The sequence below is a fragment of the Gemmobacter lanyuensis genome, from assembly GCF_014652355.1.
Classification (GTDB): domain Bacteria; phylum Pseudomonadota; class Alphaproteobacteria; order Rhodobacterales; family Rhodobacteraceae; genus Gemmobacter; species Gemmobacter lanyuensis.
Map to the genome: position 1 here is coordinate 97,040 of NZ_BMYQ01000001.1, position 23,512 is coordinate 120,551.

The following is a 23,512-nucleotide window of genomic DNA, read 5'->3' on the forward strand; positions in this document are numbered from 1 at the left end:
GGCGGGCGGGATCAGGACAGGGTGGGGGGCTGGATGCGGGCGGCGGCGACCAGCGCCCCGCTGCGCACAAGGGCTGCGGCGGCGGCCAGATCGGGCGCCATGTAACGGTCATCTTGTAGGTGGGGCACATCGGCGCGCACCCGCGCCAGCACGCCTTGCAGGGGCAGGGAGGTCACCAGGGGCGCACGGAATTCCACGCCCTGCGCAGCGCACAGCGCCTCGACGCCCAGGATCACATCAAGGTTTTCGACCATCCGCCCCAGACGCCGCGCGCCATGGGCGGCCATGGAAACATGATCCTCCTGATTGGCCGAGGTGGGGGTGCTGTCGGTCACGCAGGGGTGGGCGAGGTGCTTGTTCTCGCTCATCAGGGCGGCGGTCGTCACTTCGGCGATCATCAGGCCGGAATTCAGGCCGGGGTTCGGCGTCAGGAACGGCGGCAGGTCGAAGCTGAGCGTCGGGTCCACCATCAGCGCCACGCGGCGCTGCGCAATGGCGCCGATCTCGCTGATGGCCAGCGCGATCATGTCGGCGGCAAAGCCCACGGGTTCGGCATGGAAGTTCCCGCCCGAGACGATCCGCCCGTTCGACAGCACCAGCGGGTTGTCGGTGGCGGCGTTGGCCTCGATCTCGAGCGTCCGGGCCGCCTGGCGCAGGATGTCGAGGGCGGCACCCGTGACCTGCGGCTGGCAGCGGATGCAATAGGGGTCTTGCACGCGGGTATCGCCTTCGCGGTGGCTTTCGCGGATCACCGATCCGTCAAGCAGCGCGCGCATGAAGGCTGCGGCCTCGATCTGCCCGGCATGGCCGCGCAGGGTATGGATTTCGGGTTGCAGGGGGGCGGTCGATCCCATGATCGCATCGGTGGACAGGGCCGAGGTGACCAGCGCCGTCTGCGCCGCGCGCCAGGCGGAAAACAGCCCCGCCAGCGCGTAAGCCGTAGAAAACTGCGTGCCGTTGATCAGGGCGAGCCCCTCTTTCGGGCCAAGGGTGATGGGGGTCAGGCCCGCGCGGGCCAGTGCCTCGGCCCCCGGCAGCACTGTGCCCTCGATTTCAGCCTCGGCGGCGCCGATCATGACGGCAGCCATATGCGCGAGTGGCGCCAGATCGCCCGAGGCCCCCACCGAACCTTGCGCCGGGATGACCGGGGTCACGCCACGGGCGAGCATTTCTTCCAGCAGGGCCACAACTTCCCACCGCACGCCCGAGGCACCACGGCCGAGCGACAGAAGCTTCAGCGCCATCATCAGCCGGGCGGTCGCGCGCGGCATGGGATCACCCACGCCGCAGCAATGCGACAGGATCAGGTTGCGTTGCAGCGTGGCGGTATCGGCGGGCGCGATCTTGAGGCTGGCGAGCTTGCCGAAGCCCGTGTTCACGCCATAGACGGCCGCATCCCCCGCGGCTGCGGCGGCGATGCGGGCGGCGGCGGCCTCAACCCCCGGGCGGGCGCTGTCATGCAGGCGGGCGGGGGCGCTGTCGCGCCACAGGCGTTCCAGTTGCGCCAGGGTCGTGGCGCCGGGGATCAGGATTTCAGGCGTCAAGGCGGCCTCCGAAAATGCGGGAATGAAGCGGGGTCGGGCCAATGCGCCACGACAGTTCCGCGGGGTGTCTGGCCTGCCAGATCGCCAGATCGGCGCGGAAACCCGGGGCGATGCGCCCGGTTTCCGTAAGGCCGAGGGCGGTTGCGGCATGGCGGGTGGTTCCGGCCAGCGTCTCTTCCGGGGTCATGCGGAACAGAGTGCAGGCCATGTTCATGGCAAGGCAGAGCGAGGTCATCGGCGCCGTGCCGGGGTTGCAATCGGTAGCCACCGCCATCGGCACGCCATGGCGGCGCAGCAGGTCGATCGGGGGCAGGCGGGTTTCGCGCAGGGTGTAGAAGGCGCCGGGCAGGATCACGGCCACGGTTCCGGCCTCGGCCATGGCGCGCGCGCCCGTTTCATCCAGCCATTCCAGATGATCGGCGGACAGTGCGCCGTGACGGGCGGCCAGCGCCGCACCCTGCAGGTTCGACAGCTGTTCGGCATGCAGTTTCACCGGCAGGCCAAGGTCGCGGGCGGCGGCAAAGACGCGGGCAATCTGATCGGGCGTGAAGGCGATGCCTTCGCAGAACCCGTCCACCGCATCGACCAGCCCTTCGGCATGGGCCCGGTGCAGCGCAGGCAGCACCTGTTCCGTGATGTAATCATCCGCGCGCCCGGCATATTCCGGGGCGATGGCATGGGCGCCCAGAAAGGTGGTGCGGATCGCCACCGGCCGCAGCACCGCAATCCGCCGCGCTACCCGCAGCATCCGAAGTTCCGTCTCCAGATCAAGCCCATAGCCCGATTTCACCTCGATACAGGTGATGCCTTCGGACAGCATCTGATCGACGCGGGGCAGGGCTTGGGCCAGCAGTGCCTCTTCGCTGGCGGCGCGGGTCGCGCGCACGGTGGAGAGGATGCCCCCCCCGGCGCGGGCGATTTCTTCATAGCTGGCCCCAGTCAACCGCATCTCGAACTCTGCCGCGCGGTTATGGGCAAAGACCAGATGGGTGTGACAGTCGATCAGCCCGGGCGTGACGAGCCGCCCGCCCAGATCGGTGCGGGGCGCGGGGCTGGCAGGCAGCGCCGCCATGGGGCCGACCCAGGCAATCCGGTCGCCTTCGATCACCACGGCGGCCTCTTCGATCAGGCCATAGCCGGCCTCCATCGTGGCCACGGTGGCATTGGTCAGAATCATCACTCGCCCCGCTTGCTTTTGTCTGCGCTTGATGTGAATATGTCTGCACATAATAACCCCTGTCAAGAGGACGACATGACGGTGATCTGGGCAGAGACGGCCTTGCTGCCGCAGGGCTGGGCCAAGGCGGTGCGGATCGAGATCGAGGGCGGCCGCATCCGGGCGGTCACCCCCGGCGCCCCTGCGGCGGGGCAGCGCGTGGCCTGCCTGCTGCCCGCCGGGCAGAACCTGCACAGCCATGCCTTCCAACGCGCCATGGCGGGGATGACCGAACGCAAGGGCCAACCGCAGGACAGTTTCTGGTCCTGGCGCCAGCTGATGTTCCGCTTCCTCGATCATCTGACGCCCGAGGATGTCGAGGCGATTGCCGCCTATGTGCAGATGGAGATGCTGGAGGCGGGCTATGCCAGCGTCTGCGAATTCCATTACCTGCACCATCAGCCGGGGGGGCAGCCCTATGACCGGCTGTCGGAAATGGCGGATCGCATCACCGCAGCGGCGGGGCAGACCGGGATCGGGCTGACCCTGCTGCCGGTGGCCTATGAACGCGGCGGGTGCGACGGGCGGGGGCTGACCTCGGGGCAGATGCGGTTTGGCAATGATCTGGCGCGCTTTCTCCGTTTGCGGGAAGAGGCTGGGGCCGCGCTGCGCGACCTGCCCGATGCCGTGCTGGGGGTAGCGCCCCATTCCTTGCGCGCCGTCACGCCCGCGACGCTGGCCGCCTGTGCCGATCTGGCCGGGCCGGTGCATCTGCATCTGGCCGAACAACTGGCCGAGGTGGCCGAGGTGCAGGCCGCAACCGGCGCCCGGCCGGTGGAATGGCTGCTGGATCATACCGCAGTGGATGGCCGCTGGTGCCTGATCCACGCGACCCAGATGCTGCCTGCTGAAACCGAGGGCCTCGCCCGCACGGGCGCTGTGGCGGGTCTGTGTCCGATTACGGAATCGAGCCTCGGCGACGGCATTTTTGACGGCATGCGCTGGCAGGCAGCGGGCGGGCGCTTTGGCATCGGATCGGACAGCAATATCCGCATCGCCCAGGCCGAAGAACTGCGGACGCTGGAATATTCCCAGCGCCTGCGCGACCATGGGCGGGCGATGTATGCCACCGAAGCCGCCTCGACCGGGCGGGTGCTGGTAGAGGAGGCGGCCCTTGGCGGCGCGCAGGCGGCGGGCCGCGCCGCCGGGGCGATTGCGCCGGGGCTTTGGGCCGATCTGTTGGCGCTCGACCTGACCGCCCCCGATCTGGAGGGGCGGCAGGGCGATATGTTGCTGGATGCCTGGGTCTTTGCGGGCGATGACCGCATGGTGGCCGAGGTCTGGTCCGCCGGCCGCCATGTGGTAAAGGAGGGGCGCCACATCGCCCGCGCGCAGATCGTGGCGGGCTATCGGGCGGTGATGCGGCGGTTGGTGGGGGCGCTTTGATGCTGACGGGGTGGGAAGACATCCGGACCGAGGTCCTGCGCCGTATCTCGGGCCGCGAATGGCTGCCGGGCGCCTCGATCCCCACGGAGGAGCAACTGGCGGAAACCTTCGGCGTAGCACGGGCCACGGTGAACCGCGCCTTGCGGGAACTGGCGGCCGAGGGCGTGCTGGAACGGCGGCGCAAGGCCGGAACCCGCGTGGCGCTGCATCCGGTGCGCAAGGCCACGCTCGACATCCCCGTCACCCGGCTTGAGATCGAGGGGCGGGGCCAGCGTTATGGTTATCGCCTGCTGCTGGAGGCCGAGGACGAGCCGCCGCCCGCCATCGCCTCCCGTCTCGGGCTGGCGCCGGGGGTGCGGCTTTTGCATCTGGTCTGCCTGCATCTGGCCGATGGGCGCCCGGCCCTGATCGAGGATCGTTGGCTCAACCCCGCCGTTCTGCCGCAGAAGCCCGATTTCCACCGCCAGTCGGCCAATGAATGGCTGCTGGCCCATGTGCCTTATACCACCGGCGATATCGGCTTTTCCGCCGCCAATGCCACAGCCGAGGAGGCGCGGCTGCTGGATGTGCCGCAGGGGGCGGCGCTGTTTGTCCTTGATCGCACGACATGGGAAGGCGACCGGCCTGTGACCTGCGTGCGCCTTGCCCATGCGCCCGGATACCGGATGCAAACGCTGATCTGAGGCGGCCTTACCGCCCCGCCAGCCTGCGCCGCACGATCCGCATCAGCCGACGATGCACGGGGGAAATGCGGTGGCGCACATGCATCGCGGCATAGACGGGTTGCGACAGCACCGGCGCATCGGTGACGCGCCGCAGCGCACCGCCCGCGGTCAAGGTCTCGGCGGTCTTGTCCAGCACATAGCCCGCCCCGCCCATCGCCTGAAGCAACGAAGCGACCGTCGCGCTTTGCCCGACCGAAATCTGGCTTCCTGCCAGATGCGGCGTCACCGCCCGGTGCATCGATTCAAACACCGATGAGAAATGTGCGAAGATGAAGCTTTCGGGCTGCACCTCGGCCAGGGTTTCCGTATCGGATGAGACCATGACATAAGGCACCTCGCCCACGGTTTCGAAATGCAGGTCAGGGTGGGGCTTGGGCGAATACATCACCGCGAAATCCTGCGTTCCCTGCAAAAGATCGGCGCACATCTGGTTGGAGTAATCCGGCTCGATGTAGAAGGCGGTATCGGGTAGGGCGCGGCGGAAATTGGCAACCCAGTCGCCAATATGCTGGGCCGCAAGATCGTTCTGGATGCCCAGCCGGATCAGATGCGCCGCGCGGTCTGGCACCTGGATGCGGCGGCGGGCCTCGTTCCATTCGTGGCGCAGGCTGCGGGCGTGGGCCTCGAAGCGCGTGCCTTCCATCGTCAGGTCGGTGCCCGCGCGCGACCGATCGAACAGCCGCGCCCCCAGCGCCCCTTCCAGCGACATGACGCGCGCCGAAACCGTGCTTTGCGTGACCCCCAGCCGCTCGGCCGTGCGATTGAAGCTGCGCGTTTCGCACAGGTCCAGAAATGTTTCGAGAAGTTCGATCTGCATTATGGTCCCCACCCTGTCTGATCGTTTTTTCCGATCAATAGCGCGGGTCAGGCCGAATTGAAAGCACGGGTTGGGCTGATAGTCTGTCGGCAAGGTCAGGAGGACAGAATGGCGGATTTACCCGGTTCGGCAAGGGTTGTGATCATCGGGGGCGGGGCGGTCGGGGCTTCGGCGCTTTATCATCTGGCGAAGGCGGGATGGACGGATTGCCTGCTGCTGGAAAAGAATGAGCTGACGGCCGGGTCCACCTGGCATGCGGCAGGCAATGTGCCGACGTTTTCGTCCAGCTGGTCGATCATGAACATGCAGCGCTATTCGGCGCAGCTGTATCGGACCCTCGGGGCCGAAGTTGATTACCCGATGAACTATCATGTCACCGGGTCGGTCCGGCTGGGCCACAGCACCGAACGGCTGCTGGAATTCAAGCGCGTGGCCGGGATGGGCCGCTATCAGGGCATGGACCTTGAGGTGCTGGGGGTGGAGGAGATCCGCAACCGCTATCCCTTCCTGGAAACCCATGATCTGAGCGGGGCGCTTTATGACCCCTATGATGGCGACATTGATCCGGCGCAGCTGACCCAGGCGCTTGCCAAGGGCGCGCGGCAGATGGGCGCGCGGATCGAGCGCTTCTGCCCCGTGACGGCCGTCCGGCGTGAGGGCGGCGAATGGCTGCTGACCACGCCCAAGGGCGAGGTGCGCTGCGAATATGTGGTGAATGCCGCGGGCTATTATGCCGCCGAGGTGGGCCGCATGTTCGGCCGCCGTGTACCGATGATGGTGATGAGCCACCAATACCTCTTGTTCGACACCATCCCCGAACTGGCACGCTGGTCGCAAGAGGTGGGCCACAAGCTGCCGCTGCTGCGTGATGTGGACAGCAGCTATTACCTGCGGCAAGAAAAATATGGCTTTAATCTTGGGCCTTACGAAAACCCCTGCCGGGCGCATTGGGCGACACCCGATGATCCGATGCCCGAGGATTTCAGCTTTCAGCTGTTCCCTGATGATCTGGAGCGGCTGGAATGGCATATCGCCGACGCCATGGCGCGGGTGCCGCTGCTGGAAAAGGCGGCCTTGCAGAAGGTCATCAACGGGCCGATCCCCTATACCCCCGATGGCAATCCGCTGATCGGGCCGATGCCGGGGGTGCCCAATGCCTTTGAGGCCTGCGTCTTCACCTTCGGCATCTGTCAGGCCGGGGGCGCGGGCAAGGTGCTGGCCGAATGGCTGACCGAGGGCGCGACGGAATGGGACATGTGGTCCTGCGATCCCCGCCGCTTTACCGGGTGGGAGGATCACGATTACTGCGTGAAAAAGGGGATGGAGGTCTATGGCCACGAATATGGCATCCATTTCCCGCATTACGCCTGGCCCGCGGGGCGCGACAAACGCCTGTCGCCGGTGCATGACCGCACCCGGGCGCTGGGCGCGCAATATGGCGCCTATAACGGCTGGGAGCGCGCGCTCTGGTATGCGCGGCCGGGGGATGACACATCCGAGGCAGGCCAGCAGACCTGGGCGCGCGACGGCGCCTGGTTCGGTGCCATGGCTGCAGAATGTGCGGCGGTGCGCGATGCGGCGGGGATCCTCGATCTGCCGGGCTTTTCGCGCTTCCGCCTGACGGGGCCGGGGGCGGCCGACTGGCTGTCGCGCCAGATTACCGGCAAGGTGCCCGCGGTGGGACGCCTGGGCCTGTGCTATTTCGCCGATGACCAGGGCCGCATCGTCACCGAGATGTCGGCCGCGCGTCTGGCCGAGGATGAGTTCTGGCTGATCACCGCCGCGACCGCGCAGCTGCATGACCGCGAATGGCTGGAACGGCATCTGGCGCCGGGCCTGTCGATCCGGGATGAAAGCGCCGATTGGGCGACGCAGATCCTGACCGGGCCGAAGTCGCGCGCGATCCTGGGCGAGGTGGCCGAGGCCGATCTGTCGCGCCCCTGGCTGAGCTGGCAGACCGCGCGGATTGCCGGGGCGGAGGTTCTGCTGATGCGGGTGAGCTTTGCCGGGGAGCTGGGCTGGGAGATCCACAGCCGCGTGGGGGATACCCCGGCGGTCTGGGATGCGGTCTGGGCGGCGGGGCAGGCCCAGGGCCTGCGCCCCTTTGGCATGTTCGCGCTGGACAGTCTGCGGATCGAAAAGGGCTATCGCGCCTGGAAGGGCGATCTTTCGACCGACTACACCCTGTTGCAGGGGGGGCTCGAGCGGTTCATCGACTGGTCGAAGCCCGAGTTCCGTGGCCGTGCTGCACTTGCGGCGGAACAGCAGCGCGGGGTGACACGCCGGTTCGTGACGCTGAAGATCGAGGCGGGGGCTTATGACCCGCCCTATATGGCGACGGTCTGGGCCGGCGATCAGGTGGCGGGGGAGCTGACCTCGGGCGGCTGGGGATTCCGAGTGGGCGCTTGTTTGGGTCTGGGCGTAGTGCGTGCCGATCTGGCGGTGCCGGGCACGCGGCTGGAGGTCGAGATCTTTGGCACCCGTCACGCGGCGGAGGTTTTGCCTGAGGGGCCGGTCTGGGACCCGACCAACGCGCGTCTGCGCGGCTGAGGGCGGCGCCGGGGGCCAGCCCCCGGACCCCCGGGATATTTAGAGACAGAAAAGACAGGGAGGCCTATCATGGATGAGGCGATGGAAGGCTGCGCCCCGGCGCGGGCACGGCGGAGCGGCGGGCGCACGGCGCGGGTGGCCGAGCGGGCCGCCCCCCTGGCAGAGGCCTTGCGGCCGGTGCGGGCCGGGATGCCGGGGGGGCAATACCGGCCCCTGACCGCGGCGGGGGAGGCGCAGATCCATGCGGCGGCGCTGGATGCGCTGGAGGAGATCGGGCTGGCCAATGCGCCGCCTTCGGGGGGGGAGATCCTGACCGGGGCGGGGGCGGTGCTGGGCGCGGATGGGCGCATCCGGTTTCCGCGCGCGCTGGTCGAGGACATGCTGGCGAAGGCCGCGCGGGGGATCACGCTGTTTGCCCGCGATCCGAAGCATGATCTGCATCTGAGGGGGAGCAATGTGCATTTCGGCACCGCGGGGGCGGCGGTGCATGTGGTGGACCCGGTCACGCTGGAGTATCGCGATAGCACGGCGCAGGATTTGTATGATGCGGCGCGGTTGGTGCAGCATCTGGACAATGTGCATTTCTATCAGCGCACCATGGTCTGCCGCGATGTGGTCGACAATTACGATATGGATGTGAACACGCTTTATGCCTGTCTGTCGGGGACGACCAAGCATGTGGGCACCTCTTTCAGTGATCCGTCGCATGTGGCGGGGTGTTTCGATCTGTTGCATGCGGTGGCGGGGAGCGAAGAAGCCTGGCGCGCGCGGCCTTTCGTGAGCAATTCCAACTGCTTCGTCGTGCCGCCGATGAAATTTGCCGAGGAATCCTGCCGGGTGATGGAGGATTGCGTGCGGCGCGGCATGCCGGTTCTGCTGCTATCGGCGGGGCAGGCGGGGGCGACGGCGCCGGCACCCATTGCGCTGGCCATCGTGCAGGCGGTGGCGGAATGTCTGGCCGGGGTGGTCTATGTCAATGCCATCCGGCCGGGGGCGCCCGCGATCTTTGGCACCTGGCCCTTCGTGAGCGATCTGCGCACCGGGGCCATGTCGGGCGGCAGTGCGGAGCAGGCGCTTCTGACGGCGGGGTGCGCGCAGATGCACCGCTTCTACGACCTGCCGGGGGGGGCGGCGAGCGGGATCACCGACAGCAAGCTGCCCGATATGCAGGCGGGGTGGGAGCAGGCGATCACCAATGTGCTGGCCGGGCTTTCGGGGCTGAACATGTGCTACGAGGCGGTGGGGATGCATGCGTCGCTGCTGGGGTTCTGCATGGAGAGCCTCGTGCTGGGGGACGACATTCTGGGGCAGGTGTTGCGCTGTGTGCGGGGCATTGATGTGACGCCGGATTCGACCAGTCTGGACGCGATGAAAGAGGTCTGTCTGGGCGGCCCCGGCCATTATCTGGGATCGACCCAGACGCTGGGACTGATGCAGACGGAATACATCTATCCGGTCGTGGGCAACCGGATGTCGCCCAAGGAATGGGCCGAGGCGCGCAAGCCGCAGTTGCTTGACCGGGCCATCGCGCGCAAGAATGAGATCCTGGCCAAGGCCGGGTGCTGTATCGACCCTGCCGTCGATGCCGCGATCCGGGCGCGTTTCAACATCCACTTCCGGTGAGCCGATGATCCCCCAGACCCTGAGCAAGTTCTATATCGACGGCCAATGGGTCGAACCGATCACTGCGGACCGTCTGGGGGTGGAAAACCCCGCCACGGGCGCGATCATCGCCGAGGTGGCCTTGGGTAGCCCGGCCGATGCGGACCGCGCGGTGGCGGCGGCGCGGGCGGCCTTTGACGATTATGCGCGCTGGCCCGTGGCCGAGCGGATCGCGCTGCTTGCGCGGGTGCTGGAGATTTATCAGCGCCGGTCGGAGGATTTTGCCGAAGCCATGCGCCTTGAGATGGGGGCGCCCATCACCTGGGCGCGCGAGGCGCAGGTCTGGGCGGGGCAGGTGCATCTGGAAAGCACGCTGATCGCGGCCGAGCGCATGGTCTGGGAGGAGATGCGCGGCTCGACCCGCCTTGTGCGCGAGGGGATCGGGGTCTGCGCGCTGATCACGCCCTGGAACTGGCCCATGAACCAGATCGCCTGCAAGGTGGCCCCGGCGCTGGTGGCGGGCTGCACCATGGTGCTGAAACCGTCCGAGATTGCGCCGTTGTCGGGGACGCTCTTTGCCGAGGTCTGCCATGAGGCGGGGGTGCCGCGGGGGGTGTTCAACCTGGTGCATGGGACCGGCCCCGAGGTGGGGGCGCATCTGTCCGCGCATCCCGAGGTGGATATGGTGAGCTTTACCGGATCGACCCGCGCCGGCGTGCAGGTCGCGCAGGCGGCAGCGCCCACGGTGAAGCGGGTGGCGCAGGAGCTGGGCGGGAAATCCGCCAATATCCTGCTGCCGGGTGTGGATCTTGAGGTGGCGGTGCGCGCGGGCGTCGAGGGCTGCTTCGGGAATACAGGGCAAAGCTGCGATGCGCCGACGCGGATGCTGGTGGAACGCGCCCGCATGGATGAGGTGCTGGCGATTGCCGCGCGTGTGGCCGCCGAGGTGGTCATCGGTGATACCACCGATCCGGCCACGACCATGGGGCCGCTGGTGTCGGGGCTGCAGTTCGACAAGGTGCAGGCGCTGATCGCGCGGGGTATCGAAGAGGGCGCGACCCTGGTGTGCGGCGGGCTTGGCCGCCCCGAGGGCGCCCCGCAGGGCTGGTATGTGCGCCCGACGATCTTTTGCCATGTCACCAATGATATGACTATCGCCCGGGACGAGATTTTTGGCCCGGTCCTGTCGATTCTGGCCTATGATGATGTGGAAGAGGCGATCCGCATCGCCAATGATACGCCCTATGGCCTTGCCGCCTATGTGCAGGGGCCGCGCGATCTGGCCCGCGCCGTGGGCCGCCGCTTGCGGGCGGGGCAGGTGAACCTGAACGGACCCGACTGGGACACTTTTGCCCCATTTGGCGGTTACAAGCAGTCAGGCAATGGACGGGAATATGCGGATTGGGGCATTCATGATTTCTGCGAGGTCAAGGCACTGATCGGATACGGAGGAGAGTGATGCGCTACGGGTTTGTCGGGCTTGGCAATATGGGCGGGCATCTGGCGGCGAGCCTGATCCGCGCCGGGTTCGACGTGGTGGTCTATGACCGCAAGCCCGATGCCAGCCGCCGCCACGGCGCGATGGGGGCTGTGGTCGCCGCATCGCTGGTCGATCTGGCGGGGCAGGTGGATCACGTCTTTACCTGCCTGCCCGACCCCCATGCCAGCGAAGCCGTTCTGGCGCAGCTGCTGCCGTTTTTGCCCGAGGGGGCGAACTGGATCGAATGTTCCACGCTGGGCCGCGATGACGTGCTGCGGCTGGCGCATTTCGCCAGCGATCAGGGCGTGCGGATGCTCGAGGCGCCGGTCACGGGGGGCGTGCATCTGGCGGCGCGGGGCGAGATCACGATCTTTCTGGGAGGAGAGGTCGATCTTCTGGCGCTGCATCGCCCGGCGTTGCAGGCGATGGGCGGGCGGCTGATCCATATCGGTCCGCTGGGGGCGGCTGCGGTGATGAAGGTCATCTCGAACATGCTGGCCTTCGTGCATCTGCTGGCGGAAGGCGAGGCGCTGATGCTGGCAAGCCGCGGCGGGCTGGACCTGCGGACGGTCTATGAGGCGATCGGCGCTTCGGCCGGGAACAGTTTCGTGCATGAGAATGAGGCCCAGCTGATCCTGAACGGCAGCTATGACGGGCGCTTCACCATGGATTTCGCGCTGCGCGATCTGGGCTTTGCGCTGGAATTCGCGCGCGAGGCCGGGGTGCCGCTGGATCTGGCGGCGCAGGTGCAACAGGCCTTTGTGCGCGGGCGCGCGGCTTTTGGGGGGGACGCGCCCTCTACCCAGGTCGTCAAGCTGCTGGAGGATCTGTTGCAGACGCCGCTGCGGTCCGAGGGGTTCCCGGACCGGCTGTAAGGCGGCGCTCAGATCAGGGCGACGAGACGCGCGGCCTCGGCGTGGATATCGGCGAGGGGGGCGCGATCTTCGCCGGGGAAGAAGCGCGCGCGGGTGGCGGTGGCCATCGGGGCGGGCGTTTCGATCAGCACGCGCGGGCCGATCTTGGCGCCTTCGGCCTGCCAGCTTTGCGCCAGCGCGATCTGGCCTGCCTTGGTCGCGCCATAGGCGCCGAAATACATGTTGCCGCCGCGCGGATCGTTGAAGAACATCGCAGTCGCCCCTTCGGACGCCTGCAGCAGCGGTGCGATCATCGGGATCAGGATGCCGGTTGCGCGCAGGTTGGTTGCGACCGATTTGTCCCAATCCTTCTTGTCGAGGAAATTCGCCGGGGCGAGGGGGGCTGCGTGGATCGCGGCATGGACCCAGAGGTCGAGTTTGCCCCAGCGATCATGGATCGAGCGGCAGAGATGCGCCATGGCATCATCATTGGTGATGTCCATCGGCGCCAGCGTGAGCTCGCCCGCGCCGGGCTGTTTCTTGGCCTTCACGCGGTCATCGAGTTCCTCGAGCCCGCCCACGGTGCGGGCCAGCGCCACCACATGCCAGCCCCGCGCCGCGAGGGTTTCGGCCATGGCGAAGCCAAGTCCGCGCGAGGCGCCGGTCACGAGTGCGATGCGGTGGGTCATGGAGGCAGTCCTTGCGCGACGGAATGGGCGGATCAGGCCGGGGGGTTCACACCCCCGGACCCCCGTGGGATATTTGAGCAACGGGAAAGGCGCAAGGGTGCTTGCTCGCGGCCCTTTGCCGCGATTTCCTGCAGGCGGAGACTGAGGATGCGCTGGAGGAGCGCGCGCGGCAGGGGCGTGGCGGGGGTGAAGAGGATGCCGCTTTTCGAGGTCTTCCAGCCCGCGGTTTCAGTGGCGAGGTGCGGAAGGATGGTGCCGGAATGGGGGTAGAGGCCGAGATGGTGGCGGAAGGCCGCAAAGCCCACCACCATGCGCCCCCTTGGCCCCGGTTGGCGGAAGCCGGGCATGGCGTAGGACATCACCTCGGTGCAGTCGGGGAGGAGGTCGGCAAGGGTTGCGCGCAATGCGGTCAGGGCGCGGCGCTGATCTTCGGGCAGGGCGGCGAGATAGAGGTCGACGGGGGGCGACATGGCAGGGGCCTGGGTTGCGGGGGCCCGAACAGCATGAAGCCCCGGCAGCCTTGGCGCAACCGGGGCGTTCAAAGGTGTGGGTCGGTCAGGCGCTTATTCGGCGACCTTCATTTCGAAGCCTTCGGCCAGCTTGTCCGAGGGGGCTACCGGGTATTCACCCGAGAAGCAGGCATCGCAGAAGCGCGGTGCCTTCGGGTCGCGGCCGGCGGATTCGCCCGCCGCGCGGTAAAGGCCATCGAGCGAGATGAATTTGAGGCTGTCCACCCCGATCCAGTCGCGCATCTCATCCTCGGTCATGGTCGCGGCGAGGAGTTTGGAGCGTTCCGGCGTATCGACCCCATAGAAGCAGGGCCAGGCCGTCGGCGGCGATGCGATGCGGAAATGCACCTCGGCGGCGCCGGCATCAAGGATCATGTCCTTGATCTTGCGCGAGGTGGTGCCGCGCACGACCGAGTCATCCACCAGGATCACGCGTTTGCCCTGGATGAGGGCGCGGTTCACGTTCAGCTTGAGCCGAACGCCCATGTTGCGGATCTGTTCGGTCGGCTCGATGAAGGTCCGGCCCATATACTGGTTGCGGATAATCCCCATCGCATAGGGGATGCCCGATTGCTGGCTGTAGCCGATGGCCGCCGGGGTGCCGCTGTCGGGCACGGGGCAGACGAGATCGGCGTCAACCGGGGCTTCCTTGGCCAGTTCCACGCCGATCTGACGGCGGGTTTCATAGACCGAGCGGCCGCCGAGGATGCTGTCGGGGCGCGAGAAATAGACCTGTTCGAAGATGCAGAAGCGCGATTGGGCGGGGGTGAAGGGGCGGGTCGAAATGACCTTGTTGCCTTCGATCACCACCATCTCACCGGGGTCGATCTCGCGTACGAATTCGGCGCCGACGATATCGAGCGCGCAGGTTTCGGACGAGAGGCACCAGCCGGAATCACCCAGACGGCCCAGAACCAGCGGACGCACGCCATGGGCATCGCGGACCCCGATGAGCTTGGTGCGGGTCATGGCGACGATCGAGAAGGCGCCTTCGACCCGGCGCAGCGCATCCTTGATGCGTTCCGCGATCGAGGTCTGGATCGAGCGCGCCATCAGATGGATGATGCATTCGCTGTCGGAGGAGGATTGGAAGATCGAGCCGCGCTCAATAAGTTCGCGGCGCAGGGCGGCGGCATTGGTGAGGTTGCCGTTATGCGCGATGGCCGCGCCGCCCATGGCGAATTCCCCGAAGAAGGGCTGCACGTCGCGGATGGCGGTGGCGCCTTTCGAGCCGGCGGTCGAATAGCGCACATGGCCGATGCCGAGGCTGCCGGGCAGGGTCGCCATGACATCGGCACGGGTGAAGTTGTCGCGCACATAGCCGAAGCGGCGGGCCGAGTTGAAACCCTGTTCCGGGTCATAGGTGACGATGCCGCCCGCCTCTTGCCCGCGGTGTTGCAGGGCGTGCAGGCCGAGGGCCACGAAGTTTGCGGCGTCGGCAACGCCGATCACGCCGAAGACGCCGCACTCCTCCTTGAGTTTGTCCCCGTCTTGGAGGGCGTCAAAGGGGGTGCCGGGGACGTGGCGCATGGGCTCTCTCCGAATCCGAAGGGGGGCGATTGGCCCCCCTTTAGCGCCTGAGCGGCGGAGTGTCACGCCCCGAAGCGCCGGGGCGGGTCACCGATCTGTCAGCCGTTGGTGGCGGGCGCCTCGGGCGTGGCCGGGGTGGCGGGTGCGGCGCAGACCGACACGAGGCCTTCATATTGCTGCACGATCCAGCCGGGGGCGTCTTCGGGGATTTGTTCGTCGATATTGCCCTGGAACGAGGCAAAAACCTTGGCCGAGCGCGAGTTTTCCACCATGGGCACGGCGCTGCTGGTCACCGCCTTATCATAGACGACGAAGGCCACCGCCACCAGAACGACCCCGCGCGCCACGCCGAACAGGAAGCCGAGCGCCTGATCAAGACCGCCCAGCACCGACTGGTTGACCCAGGTGGACAGCAGCGGCGTGAAGAGCGCCGCCACCACCAGACCTGCGGCGAAGACGGCGGCGAAGGCCGCGATGATCGACAGTTCGCAGCTGTCGCCAATGAAATCGCCCAGCATGGGGATTTCCTTGACCAGAGGTTGTGCCTGCGGGGCAAAGACATAGGCCAGGACCGCAGCCCCCACCCAGCCCGCGATCGCCATGCTTTCCCGGATCAGACCGCGCGAATAGGCCAGGATCGCCGACAAGACGATGACCCCGGCGACCACGCCGTCGATGATGGTGAAACCTTCCATGTCCTACTCCCCCGGGGTCAGCCGGCCCCGAACATCTCGCCCACGAAGGCCGTGAGATCGGCCATGTCGCGCAGACGCATACCCTCTGCCTGTCCCGCCTTCGAGCGGGCGGGCAATGTGGCCTGTGAAAAACCAAGTTTCGCGGCTTCTTTCAACCTGTTTTCGGTCTGCCCGACCGGGCGCAGTGCACCAGAGAGCGAGATTTCCCCGAAAAGCACCATGTCTGGCGGAATTGCCACATCCTCGCGCGCGCTGAGCAGCGCCGCCGCCACCGCCAGATCAGCGGCAGGTTCATTGACGCGCATGCCGCCTGCGACGTTCAGAAAGACATCGAGCCCGGTGAAGGGGATGCCGCAGCGTGCCTCAAGCACCGCAAGGATGGTGGAAAGCCGCCCCGAGTCGAGCCCGACGACCGTGCGCCGCGGTGTCCCCAGATTTGAGGGCGCAACCAGAGCCTGAATTTCGGTCAGAACCGGGCGGGTGCCTTCGATCCCGGCAAAGACGGCGGATCCGGGGGTTGCGGCCTCGCGATCCGACAGGAACAGGGCCGAGGGGTTCAGCACCTCGGATAGGCCGTCGCCGGTCATTTCGAAGACGCCGATTTCATCCGCCGGACCGAAGCGGTTCTTAACCGCGCGCAGGATGCGGAACTGGTGGCCGCGTTCGCCCTCGAAGTAAAGGACAGTATCGACCATATGTTCCAGCACGCGCGGGCCTGCGATAGCGCCCTCTTTGGTGACATGGCCCACGATGACCACCGCCACCCCGCGCCGCTTGGCGAAATTCACCAGCTCATGCGCGGCGGCGCGGACCTGGCTGACCGATCCCGGCGCGCTTTCGACATTGTCGAGCCACATGGTCTGGATCGAGTCTATGATGGCCAGTTGCGGGCGTTCGGCATCCAGAGTGGTCAGGATGTCGCGCAGGTTGGTTTCGGCGCCAAGGCCCACGGGGGCCTGTTGCAGGCCAAGCCGTTGGGCGCGCATCCGCACCTGCGCCGCGGCCTCTTCGCCCGAAATATAGAGGCATTTCAGTCCGTTGCGGGCAAAACTTGCCGCCGCCTGCAAGAGCAGCGTCGATTTCCCGATGCCTGGATCGCCGCCCACCAGAATGGCCGAGGCGGGAACGAGGCCACCGCCCAGCACGCGGTCCAGCTCTCCGATCCCCGAGGAGGCGCGGGGGGGCGGGGCCTCTTCGGTGGCCAGATCGGTCAGCGGAATGGTGCGGCCCTTGGCGGTGGGTTTGGGACCGGCTGACAGGGGCGCCTCTTCGATGATCGAATTCCAGGCGCCGCAGGCATCGCATTTGCCGGCCCATTTCTTGTGGACGGCCCCGCAGGCGGTGCAGGAATAGCTGGTGCTGATCTTTGCCATGGTCTGTTAGCCCCAAGCTTCGGCTGTCAGGGTGAGCGAGCGTTTGCGCGCCTCGAAATCCCAGGTGTCGGTGACAAGGATCAGCTCATCGGCGCGGGTTTCGGCCACGATCCGCTCCAACCCCGCCCGGACCTGATTGGGGGTGCCGACGACATGGCAGCCCAGCATCGCCATGACCTGCGCCTCTTCGCGTGGCGCCCAATCCACCGGGCCGGGGGGCATGGAATAGCGCCGGTTGCCCCGGATCAGCCCCAAGAAACCCTGCTGCATGGTGGTGAACAGGTGGCGTGCCTCATCCTCGGTTTCCGCACAGATCACATTGACCGCGACCATCGCATGCGGATCACGACCGCGGAGCGAGGGTTTGTACTGCGCGCGATAGAGATGCAGCGCCTCATGCAAAGCGCCGGGCGCGAAATGCGAGGCAAAGCCATAGGGCAGGCCCAGTTCGGCCGCCAGCATCGCCCCGAAATGTGACGAGCCGAGGATGATGAATTCCACATCGCTGCCCGCGGCAGGAACGGCGGTGATGCCAAGGGTGTTTTCGGGCGCAAACCAGCCCATCAGCTCAACCACGTCCTGCGGGAAATGTTCGGCCCCGTGCGGATCGCGCCGCAGCGCGCGGATCAGCGTGGCGCCATCGGTGCCCGGCGCGCGTCCAAGGCCAAGGTCGATCCGGCCGGGGTGCAGCTGCGCCAGCGTGCCGAATTGTTCGGCCACCACATAGGGCGCGTGGTTGGGCAGCATCACCCCCCCGGCGCCGACACGGATGCGCGTGGTCCCGCCCGCGACATGGGCAATCACCACCGGCGTCGCGGCCGAGGCCACGCCCACCATATTGTGATGCTCGGCCACCCAGTAGCGGTGAAAACCAAGCCCCTCGACATGCTGGGCAATCGCGCGGGCATTCTGCAGCGCCTGGGCAGGGCCCCGATCCTCGCGCACGCGGGTCAGATCCAGCAGGGACAGGGGGGGACGTGTCATCGGGTGCGGCCAGTCAAAATCGAGATCAGGGTCAGGGCGGTGAAGAGGTAAGTTCCCCATGCCACCTCGACCGTGGCAAGGCCAACCCCCTTCACGATCACGACATAAAGCGCGATCAGGAAGATATCGGCCATCGCAAGCTTGCCGAGTATGGCCAGCGCCGGTTCGGCCCGCGGGTCAAGCAGGTCGAAATCCCGCAAGGCCCGCCCCAGCACCTTGAGCAGCGGCGCAAAGATCGCGCAGGTCGTCACCACAAGCGCCAGCGGTGCATCCACCGACCAGAGCGATTGCAGCCCCGACAGGACCGAGATTTCCGACAGGCCAAAGATCGGCAACACCCCGGCCCGCAACAAAGGTGCGAACCAGGCCAGCGGAAACAGCACAAGAAGGACAAGGTTCAAGGCGCGCGACATCGCGCCACCATGGGGCCTAGCGCCTGTCAGTGCAAGCCGTCGCCCTTGGGGCCATGCAGCGCAAGGGGCAGCGCATTGGCATCGCGCGGGTCTTCGAATGCATAGCCCAAAGCGGGCAGGATTTCGCGCAGATCGGCCTCAAGCCGCCGGATCTGCGAAAGATTGCGGCGTTCCTCGGCTTCGACATCGGTCAGCCAGCGGCGCAGCTCATCGCTGGTCATGCGGGCGAGGCGGATCCGTTCGGCCAGCTGATCGGCCTCCGACTGCCGTGCCCGCAGAAATTCGCGCGCGCGCTGCACCTTTTCGTCGGAATAGGCACGGGCAAGGTCACGCGACTGAAAGCTCATCTGCGCGGCCAGCTCCAGCAATTCGGGTTCAAGCTCGGACAGATCGGGGTGGCGGCGGAGCAGGTCCATCCTTTGGCGCACCGATTCAAATTCGGACGAGAGGGTGAAAACCCCGGTACGGTCCGCAGCATGGGCCAGTGCATAGGCGCGCTTCACATCCTCCATCCCGATCTGGAATGACCGGTGGCTGCGTTCCAGCCGCGCCATCCGCGCATTGGCGGGCAGAAAGAAGCACAGGCAGAGCAGCAGCAGCGTCAGGCCGACCTGCACCCACATCCCCGCATCGGGCCAGGCGTCATTGCCCCAATTGACCGGCAGGCTGGGCCAGGGAATCTGCCCCAGTGCCGCCATGGCCGAGGCGACGCACATTGCTGCCGCAAGAGTTGAAATCGCCCATAACGCGAGCATGGCGCCCCATTGGCGGGCATTTTGAAAAAGACTCGGACCATTGTGAAACATGCGGCACCTCAAGACATGGGCCAGCATTTCCGCAGTGCGGGGGACACTGCAACACAATTTTGCCACAATTGGGTTTGGACAGAATAATCCTACCGTCGTCCCCCGCATTGTCGCGGCGGACGAAACGGAATCAGCGCAGTGATTCGATGGGGCCTTCGGCGCGACCGTGGATGAACTGCTGCACGTAAGGGTCTGTCGTGGCGTCCATTTCAGTGACGGGGCCTGTCCACCGCACCTTGCCGCCGTGCAGCATGGCGACATTGTCGGCGATCGCCCGGACCGAGGACATGTCATGCGTGATCGTCATGGCGGTTGCGCCCATTTCGGTCACAATTTCGCGGATCAGATCGTTGATGACGCCCGACATGATCGGGTCCAGCCCGGTGGTCGGCTCGTCGAAAAAGATGATCTCCGGCTCGGCCGCGATCGCGCGGGCGAGGCTGACGCGCTTTTGCATGCCGCCCGAAAGCTCGGCCGGGAACTGGTCGGCGACATGGGGGCCAAGCCCCACCCGGCGTAGCTTTTCGATGGCGAGTTCGCGCGCTTCGGCCTTGGGGCGCTTCAACGCGCCGCGCATCAGGCGGAAGGCCACGTTTTCCCAGATGCGGAGGCTGTCGAACAGCGCGCCACCCTGAAACAGCATCCCGAACCGCGCCAGAAAGGCGTCGCGGTCGCCCGTGGTCACATCCTGCCCGTCCAGCGTGATGCGGCCCTGATCCGGGGTGACAAGGCCCAGGATGCATTTCAGCAGCACCGATTTGCCGGTGCCCGACCCCCCGATGATCACCATCGAGGTGCCCTTGGCGATGGTCAGATCGACCCCGCACAGCACCTGGTTCGCCCCGAAGGTCTTATGCACGCCGCTGAGCTCGATCATGAGAAGAACAGCTCCGTCAGCAGATAGTTGGCCGCAAAGATCAGGACCGAGGCCGAGACGACCGCCGATTTCGTGGCCTTGCCGACGCCCTGCGCGCCGCGCCCCGAATTCATGCCGTGATAGCACCCCATGAGCGCGACCAGAAATCCGAAGGCCGCACCCTTGAGCAGGCCCGAGGTCACATCCCACATTTCCAGAAAATCGACCGTGTTCTTGATATAGGCGGCCGAGTTGAAATCGAGCCGCTGCACACCGACCAGCCAGCCCCCCATGATCCCGATGCTGTCGCCCACCGCAACCAGCACCGGCACGGCAAGCGTGGCAGCCAGAACGCGGGGAACGGCAAGATATTTCAACGGGTTGGTTGAAAGCGTGACCAGCGCGTCAATCTGTTCGGTCACTTTCATGGTGCCCAGTTCGGCGGCGATGGATGAGGCCACGCGCGCCGCCACCATCAGGCCGCCCAGCACCGGGCCCAGTTCGCGCGCCATGCCGATGGCGACAATGGCGGGCACCACCGCCTCGGCACTGAAACGCTGGCCGCCGGCATAGATCTGCAACGCCAGCGCGCCGCCGGTGAACAGTGCGGTCATCCCCACCACGGGAAGCGAAAACCACCCTATCTGCATCAGCGCATGCAGGAATTCGCGCGGGTAGAAGGGCGGGCGCAGCATATGGCTGACGACCTCGGCTGCGAAAAGCGCGATGCGGCCCAGACTTGCCAGAAGCCCGAGCATAAAGCGCCCCAGCGCCGCCACCGGAGAGAGGATGCTCAACGCCAATGCCCCTTCAGACTTGACCATGCGTCGCGGCAGAGACGTAGCGCCGCGTGTAACGATGGCCGAGCGAGGTCAGAACCTCATAACCGATGGTCCCGGCGATATCGGCCAGATCATCGACGCCCTGCATCGGCCCCAGAATATCCAGCGTGCGCGGCAGGTTGTGCAGGTGGCTGACATCGACGGTGATCAGATCCATCGAAACGCGGCCCACGATGGGGCAGGGCACGTCGCCATCCCAAAGCGTCGCCTGATTGGAATAGCGCCGCGTCAGACCGTCGGCATAGCCTGCGGCAACCGTGGCGATCAGCCGGGGCTGCGTGGCGGTATAGCCGCAGGAATAGCCCACGATCTCGCCCGGTGCTATTTCGCGCACCTGAATGATCGGCAGGGCAAGGCCCACCACCGGGCGCGCATCGCCATGCGGGCGGCCGCCGTAAAGACCCACGCCGGGGCGGGTCAGCTCAAAATGAAATTCCGGCCCCAGCAGGATGCCCCCGGTGGCCGCGAGGCTGCGCGGCACGCCGATGCCATCGGTCATGGCATGGAATTCCGCAAGCTGGGCCGCGTTCATCGGGTGGTCGGGTTCATCGGCGCAGGCCAGATGGCTCATCACCAGTTCGGGGCCCTGTTCCAGCACCAGGGGGGCCACGGCCTCCCATTCCGGGGCTTCAAGCCCCAGTCGGTTCATGCCGGTATCCAGCTGGATGCCGAAAGGATGGCCCGGCAGGCTTTCCAGATGCCGGGTGATCTGTTCGACGGAATTGAGCATGGGGGTCAGATCCAGATCATGGATCATCTCGGTATCCCCGGCCATATGGCCGCCCAGCACATTGATCTGCGGTCCCGGCCCCAGCGCCTGCCGCACGGCGGCGCCTTCCTCGGCCACGGCCACAAAGAAACGGCGGGCGCCAGCCTCGGCCAGCGCGCGCACGACGCGTTTGGAGCCGAGCCCATAGGCATCGGCCTTGACCACGGCAGCGGTCTGCGTGGTCGGGTCACTCATCCGGTCCAAGGCGCGCCAGTTGGCGGCGATGGCATCAAGGTCGATCGTCAGGGTCGCGGTTGCCATGGCTGCGGTTTTGACAGGGACTGCGCGAAGGTCAAGGGGAAATGGCGGCCCGTCGCGCCCGCGTGATGGGCGAGGGGGCCGATGGCGCGGGAATGGGCGCAAAAAAGAAGCCCCCGACCGGGCGGGTCGGGGGCAGGGGTAGGGGCGCGCCTCTTCGGGGGGCGCGGCCCCGTGCGATCACTGCCCCAGATAGTGACGCAGGGTGGCAGCGGTGCCGTCCGCCCAGAGCATGTTGAGCCAGCCCGCAAATTCGGCGGCAAAGCCCGCATGATCGGCCAGATCGCCATAGATGGTGCGCTGGTTCAGCCAAAGCTGCGGTTCCGCCTTGGCCGCTTGCGCCAGCGTGGTCAGCGCCGCCCAGTTCGGATCATTGGGGGCGATGGGGGTGCCTGCATCGCTGGTGCCCGCACAATAGCGGCACCAGAGCGCCGATTCCAGCGCGAGTCCCCGCGCCGATTGCCCCGCCGCCAGCGCATCGCGGATCGACGGGATGATGAACTTCGGCTGCCGGTTCGACCCGTCAAGGCAGAGCCTGCGTTCGGTATCGGCCACCTCCGGGTTGGAAAAGCGCGACCGGATCAGATCGTAATAGGCGCCGATGTCGGTATTGGGGACCGGTGGCACATAGGGGATGACCTCTTCCCGCTCGACCTTGTCGAGGAAGGCCGAAATCAGCGGATGGGCCATGGCCTCATGCACATATTCGATGTCCATCAGCCCGCCGGGATAGGCGATGATCGCATGCCCGCCGTTCAGGATGCGGATCTTCATCATCTCATAGGCATGGACCTGATCGCTGAAGGTGACGCCCACCTTTTCCAGCGCGGGACGGCCCGCTGGGAAGTTGTCCTCGACCACCCACTGGCGGAAGGGTTCACAGGTCACCGGCACGGGATCATCTGCCAGACCGAAGCTTGCCGCCATGGCGCGTTCGCGCGGGCCGGTGGCGGGGGTGATGCGGTCCACCATGGCATTGGGGAAGGCCACATGGGCATCAATCCAGTCGGCCAGTTCCGGGTCCGACAGCCGCGCAAGGCCCGACACCGCCGCATGGGTGACATGGCCATTCCCCGGCAGGTTGTCGCAGCACATGACGGTGAAGGGCGCGATCCCCGCCGCGCGGCGGTTCTTCAGCGCCTTGACGATGGCGCCAAAGGCCGTTTCGGGCACATCCGGGTTTGCGGCATCGGCGCGGATTTCCGGCGCCGCCGGGTCAAACTGCCCGGTGGCTGCATTGATGAAATACCCCCCCTCCGTCACGGTGAGCGAGACGATGCGGATCTCTGCCCTGCTCATGGCCGCAATCAGGCTGGCATTGCCGGGTTCCACGGGCAGGAAATCGATCATGCTGCCCACGCGGCGGCAGGTCTTGCCCGCGGGGTCAAGCTCGATCACGGTGGAAAGGCAGTCCTGCGCGCGCAGCGCATCGCGCATCAGCGCGTCGCCGGGCCGGACACCGGCGCCGATGATGGCCCAGTCATGGCCTTCGCCAAGGGCGAACAGGTCATCCAGATAGACCGCCATATGGGCGCGGTGAAAATTGCCAAGGCCGATATGGACGATGCCTGCGGTCAGGGCGCTGCGGTCATATTGGGGTGTTTGCACGGTCAT

21 protein-coding genes are annotated in these 23,512 nt (G+C 66.5%); 6 read left to right on the plus strand and 15 right to left on the minus strand.

What is annotated here, in order from left to right; all coding sequences use genetic code 11:
- Window positions 1-11: 11 nt before the first annotated feature.
- Both hutH and hutI read right to left on the minus strand, forming a co-directional pair.
- The gene (gene hutH, locus IE101_RS00470; RefSeq protein WP_189631844.1) at window positions 12-1,544 is read right to left on the minus strand and encodes a histidine ammonia-lyase; all 1,533 of its coding nucleotides are present in this window, start codon (window positions 1,542-1,544) and stop codon (window positions 12-14) included.
- Window positions 1,534-2,724, minus strand: coding sequence for an imidazolonepropionase (gene hutI, locus IE101_RS00475; protein ID WP_189631845.1), 1,191 nt, complete (start codon window positions 2,722-2,724; stop codon window positions 1,534-1,536). The genes hutH and hutI overlap by 11 nt, the downstream gene beginning before the upstream one ends.
- Before the next feature lie 72 nt (window positions 2,725-2,796).
- Here hutI and IE101_RS00480 point away from each other — a divergent pair, with 72 nt between their 5' ends.
- Both IE101_RS00480 and hutC read left to right on the plus strand, forming a co-directional pair.
- A complete protein-coding gene (locus IE101_RS00480) occupies window positions 2,797-4,146 on the plus strand; it encodes a formimidoylglutamate deiminase (RefSeq protein WP_189631846.1) in 1,350 nt (449 codons plus the stop codon).
- The gene (hutC, locus tag IE101_RS00485) at window positions 4,146-4,829 is read left to right on the plus strand and encodes a histidine utilization transcriptional repressor HutC (protein ID WP_189631847.1); all 684 of its coding nucleotides are present in this window, start codon (window positions 4,146-4,148) and stop codon (window positions 4,827-4,829) included. Before IE101_RS00480 ends, hutC begins: the two co-directional genes overlap by 1 nt.
- Window positions 4,830-4,836: 7 nt before the next feature.
- Here hutC and IE101_RS00490 read toward each other — a convergent pair whose 3' ends face one another.
- Window positions 4,837-5,688 carry a LysR family transcriptional regulator gene (locus tag IE101_RS00490; protein WP_189631848.1) on the minus strand — a complete coding sequence of 284 codons (852 nt, stop codon included), beginning with the start codon at window positions 5,686-5,688 and terminating at the stop codon, window positions 4,837-4,839.
- 108 nt (window positions 5,689-5,796) lie between these two features.
- Between IE101_RS00490 and IE101_RS00495 the strand changes: the two genes are divergently transcribed.
- From IE101_RS00495 to IE101_RS00510, 4 genes are all read left to right on the plus strand, one after another.
- A complete protein-coding gene (locus IE101_RS00495) occupies window positions 5,797-8,238 on the plus strand; it encodes a GcvT family protein (RefSeq protein ID WP_189631849.1) in 2,442 nt (813 codons plus the stop codon).
- Window positions 8,239-8,307: 69 nt separating this feature from the next.
- The gene (locus IE101_RS00500) at window positions 8,308-9,861 is read left to right on the plus strand and encodes a trimethylamine methyltransferase family protein (RefSeq protein WP_189631850.1); all 1,554 of its coding nucleotides are present in this window, start codon (window positions 8,308-8,310) and stop codon (window positions 9,859-9,861) included.
- Window positions 9,862-9,865: 4 nt separating this feature from the next.
- Window positions 9,866-11,299, plus strand: coding sequence for an aldehyde dehydrogenase family protein (locus IE101_RS00505; protein ID WP_189631851.1), 1,434 nt, complete (start codon window positions 9,866-9,868; stop codon window positions 11,297-11,299).
- Entirely contained in the window at window positions 11,299-12,195 is an 897-nt protein-coding gene (locus IE101_RS00510; protein WP_189631852.1) for an NAD(P)-dependent oxidoreductase, read from the plus strand. The genes IE101_RS00505 and IE101_RS00510 overlap by 1 nt, the downstream gene beginning before the upstream one ends.
- An 8-nt stretch (window positions 12,196-12,203) precedes the next feature.
- Here IE101_RS00510 and IE101_RS00515 read toward each other — a convergent pair whose 3' ends face one another.
- The 12 genes from IE101_RS00515 to IE101_RS00570 all read right to left on the minus strand — a co-directional run bounded on the left by IE101_RS00515 (window position 12,204) and on the right by IE101_RS00570 (window position 23,512).
- The gene (locus IE101_RS00515) at window positions 12,204-12,863 is read right to left on the minus strand and encodes an SDR family oxidoreductase (RefSeq protein ID WP_189631853.1); all 660 of its coding nucleotides are present in this window, start codon (window positions 12,861-12,863) and stop codon (window positions 12,204-12,206) included.
- 32 nt (window positions 12,864-12,895) lie between these two features.
- Window positions 12,896-13,333: an iron chaperone gene (locus IE101_RS00520; RefSeq protein WP_189631854.1), complete on the minus strand. Its 438-nt coding sequence runs from the start codon at window positions 13,331-13,333 to the stop codon at window positions 12,896-12,898.
- A gap of 93 nt (window positions 13,334-13,426) precedes the next feature.
- The gene (gene purF, locus IE101_RS00525; RefSeq protein WP_189631855.1) at window positions 13,427-14,902 is read right to left on the minus strand and encodes an amidophosphoribosyltransferase; all 1,476 of its coding nucleotides are present in this window, start codon (window positions 14,900-14,902) and stop codon (window positions 13,427-13,429) included.
- Window positions 14,903-15,000: 98 nt separating this feature from the next.
- The gene (locus tag IE101_RS00530; protein WP_189631856.1) at window positions 15,001-15,597 is read right to left on the minus strand and encodes a CvpA family protein; all 597 of its coding nucleotides are present in this window, start codon (window positions 15,595-15,597) and stop codon (window positions 15,001-15,003) included.
- A gap of 17 nt (window positions 15,598-15,614) precedes the next feature.
- On the minus strand, window positions 15,615-16,970 hold the full coding sequence (gene radA / locus IE101_RS00535) for a DNA repair protein RadA (RefSeq protein ID WP_189631857.1): 1,356 nt from the start codon (window positions 16,968-16,970) through the stop codon (window positions 15,615-15,617).
- Between the two features lie 6 nt (window positions 16,971-16,976).
- On the minus strand, window positions 16,977-17,954 hold the full coding sequence (locus tag IE101_RS00540; RefSeq protein ID WP_189631858.1) for an LLM class flavin-dependent oxidoreductase: 978 nt from the start codon (window positions 17,952-17,954) through the stop codon (window positions 16,977-16,979).
- On the minus strand, window positions 17,951-18,367 hold the full coding sequence (locus IE101_RS00545; protein WP_189631859.1) for a paraquat-inducible protein A: 417 nt from the start codon (window positions 18,365-18,367) through the stop codon (window positions 17,951-17,953). The genes IE101_RS00540 and IE101_RS00545 overlap by 4 nt, the downstream gene beginning before the upstream one ends.
- Window positions 18,368-18,393: 26 nt before the next feature.
- Complete coding sequence (locus IE101_RS00550; protein ID WP_189631860.1) at window positions 18,394-19,122, minus strand: DNA repair protein; 729 nt, start codon at window positions 19,120-19,122, stop codon at window positions 18,394-18,396.
- Window positions 19,123-19,303: 181 nt separating this feature from the next.
- Window positions 19,304-20,050, minus strand: coding sequence for an ABC transporter ATP-binding protein (locus tag IE101_RS00555; RefSeq protein WP_189631861.1), 747 nt, complete (start codon window positions 20,048-20,050; stop codon window positions 19,304-19,306).
- The gene (locus tag IE101_RS00560) at window positions 20,047-20,787 is read right to left on the minus strand and encodes an MlaE family ABC transporter permease (RefSeq protein ID WP_373296057.1); all 741 of its coding nucleotides are present in this window, start codon (window positions 20,785-20,787) and stop codon (window positions 20,047-20,049) included. The genes IE101_RS00555 and IE101_RS00560 overlap by 4 nt, the downstream gene beginning before the upstream one ends.
- Before the next feature lie 52 nt (window positions 20,788-20,839).
- The gene (alr, locus tag IE101_RS00565; RefSeq protein ID WP_189631863.1) at window positions 20,840-21,901 is read right to left on the minus strand and encodes an alanine racemase; all 1,062 of its coding nucleotides are present in this window, start codon (window positions 21,899-21,901) and stop codon (window positions 20,840-20,842) included.
- 177 nt (window positions 21,902-22,078) lie between these two features.
- On the minus strand, window positions 22,079-23,512 hold the full coding sequence (locus IE101_RS00570) for a mannitol dehydrogenase family protein (protein WP_189631864.1): 1,434 nt from the start codon (window positions 23,510-23,512) through the stop codon (window positions 22,079-22,081).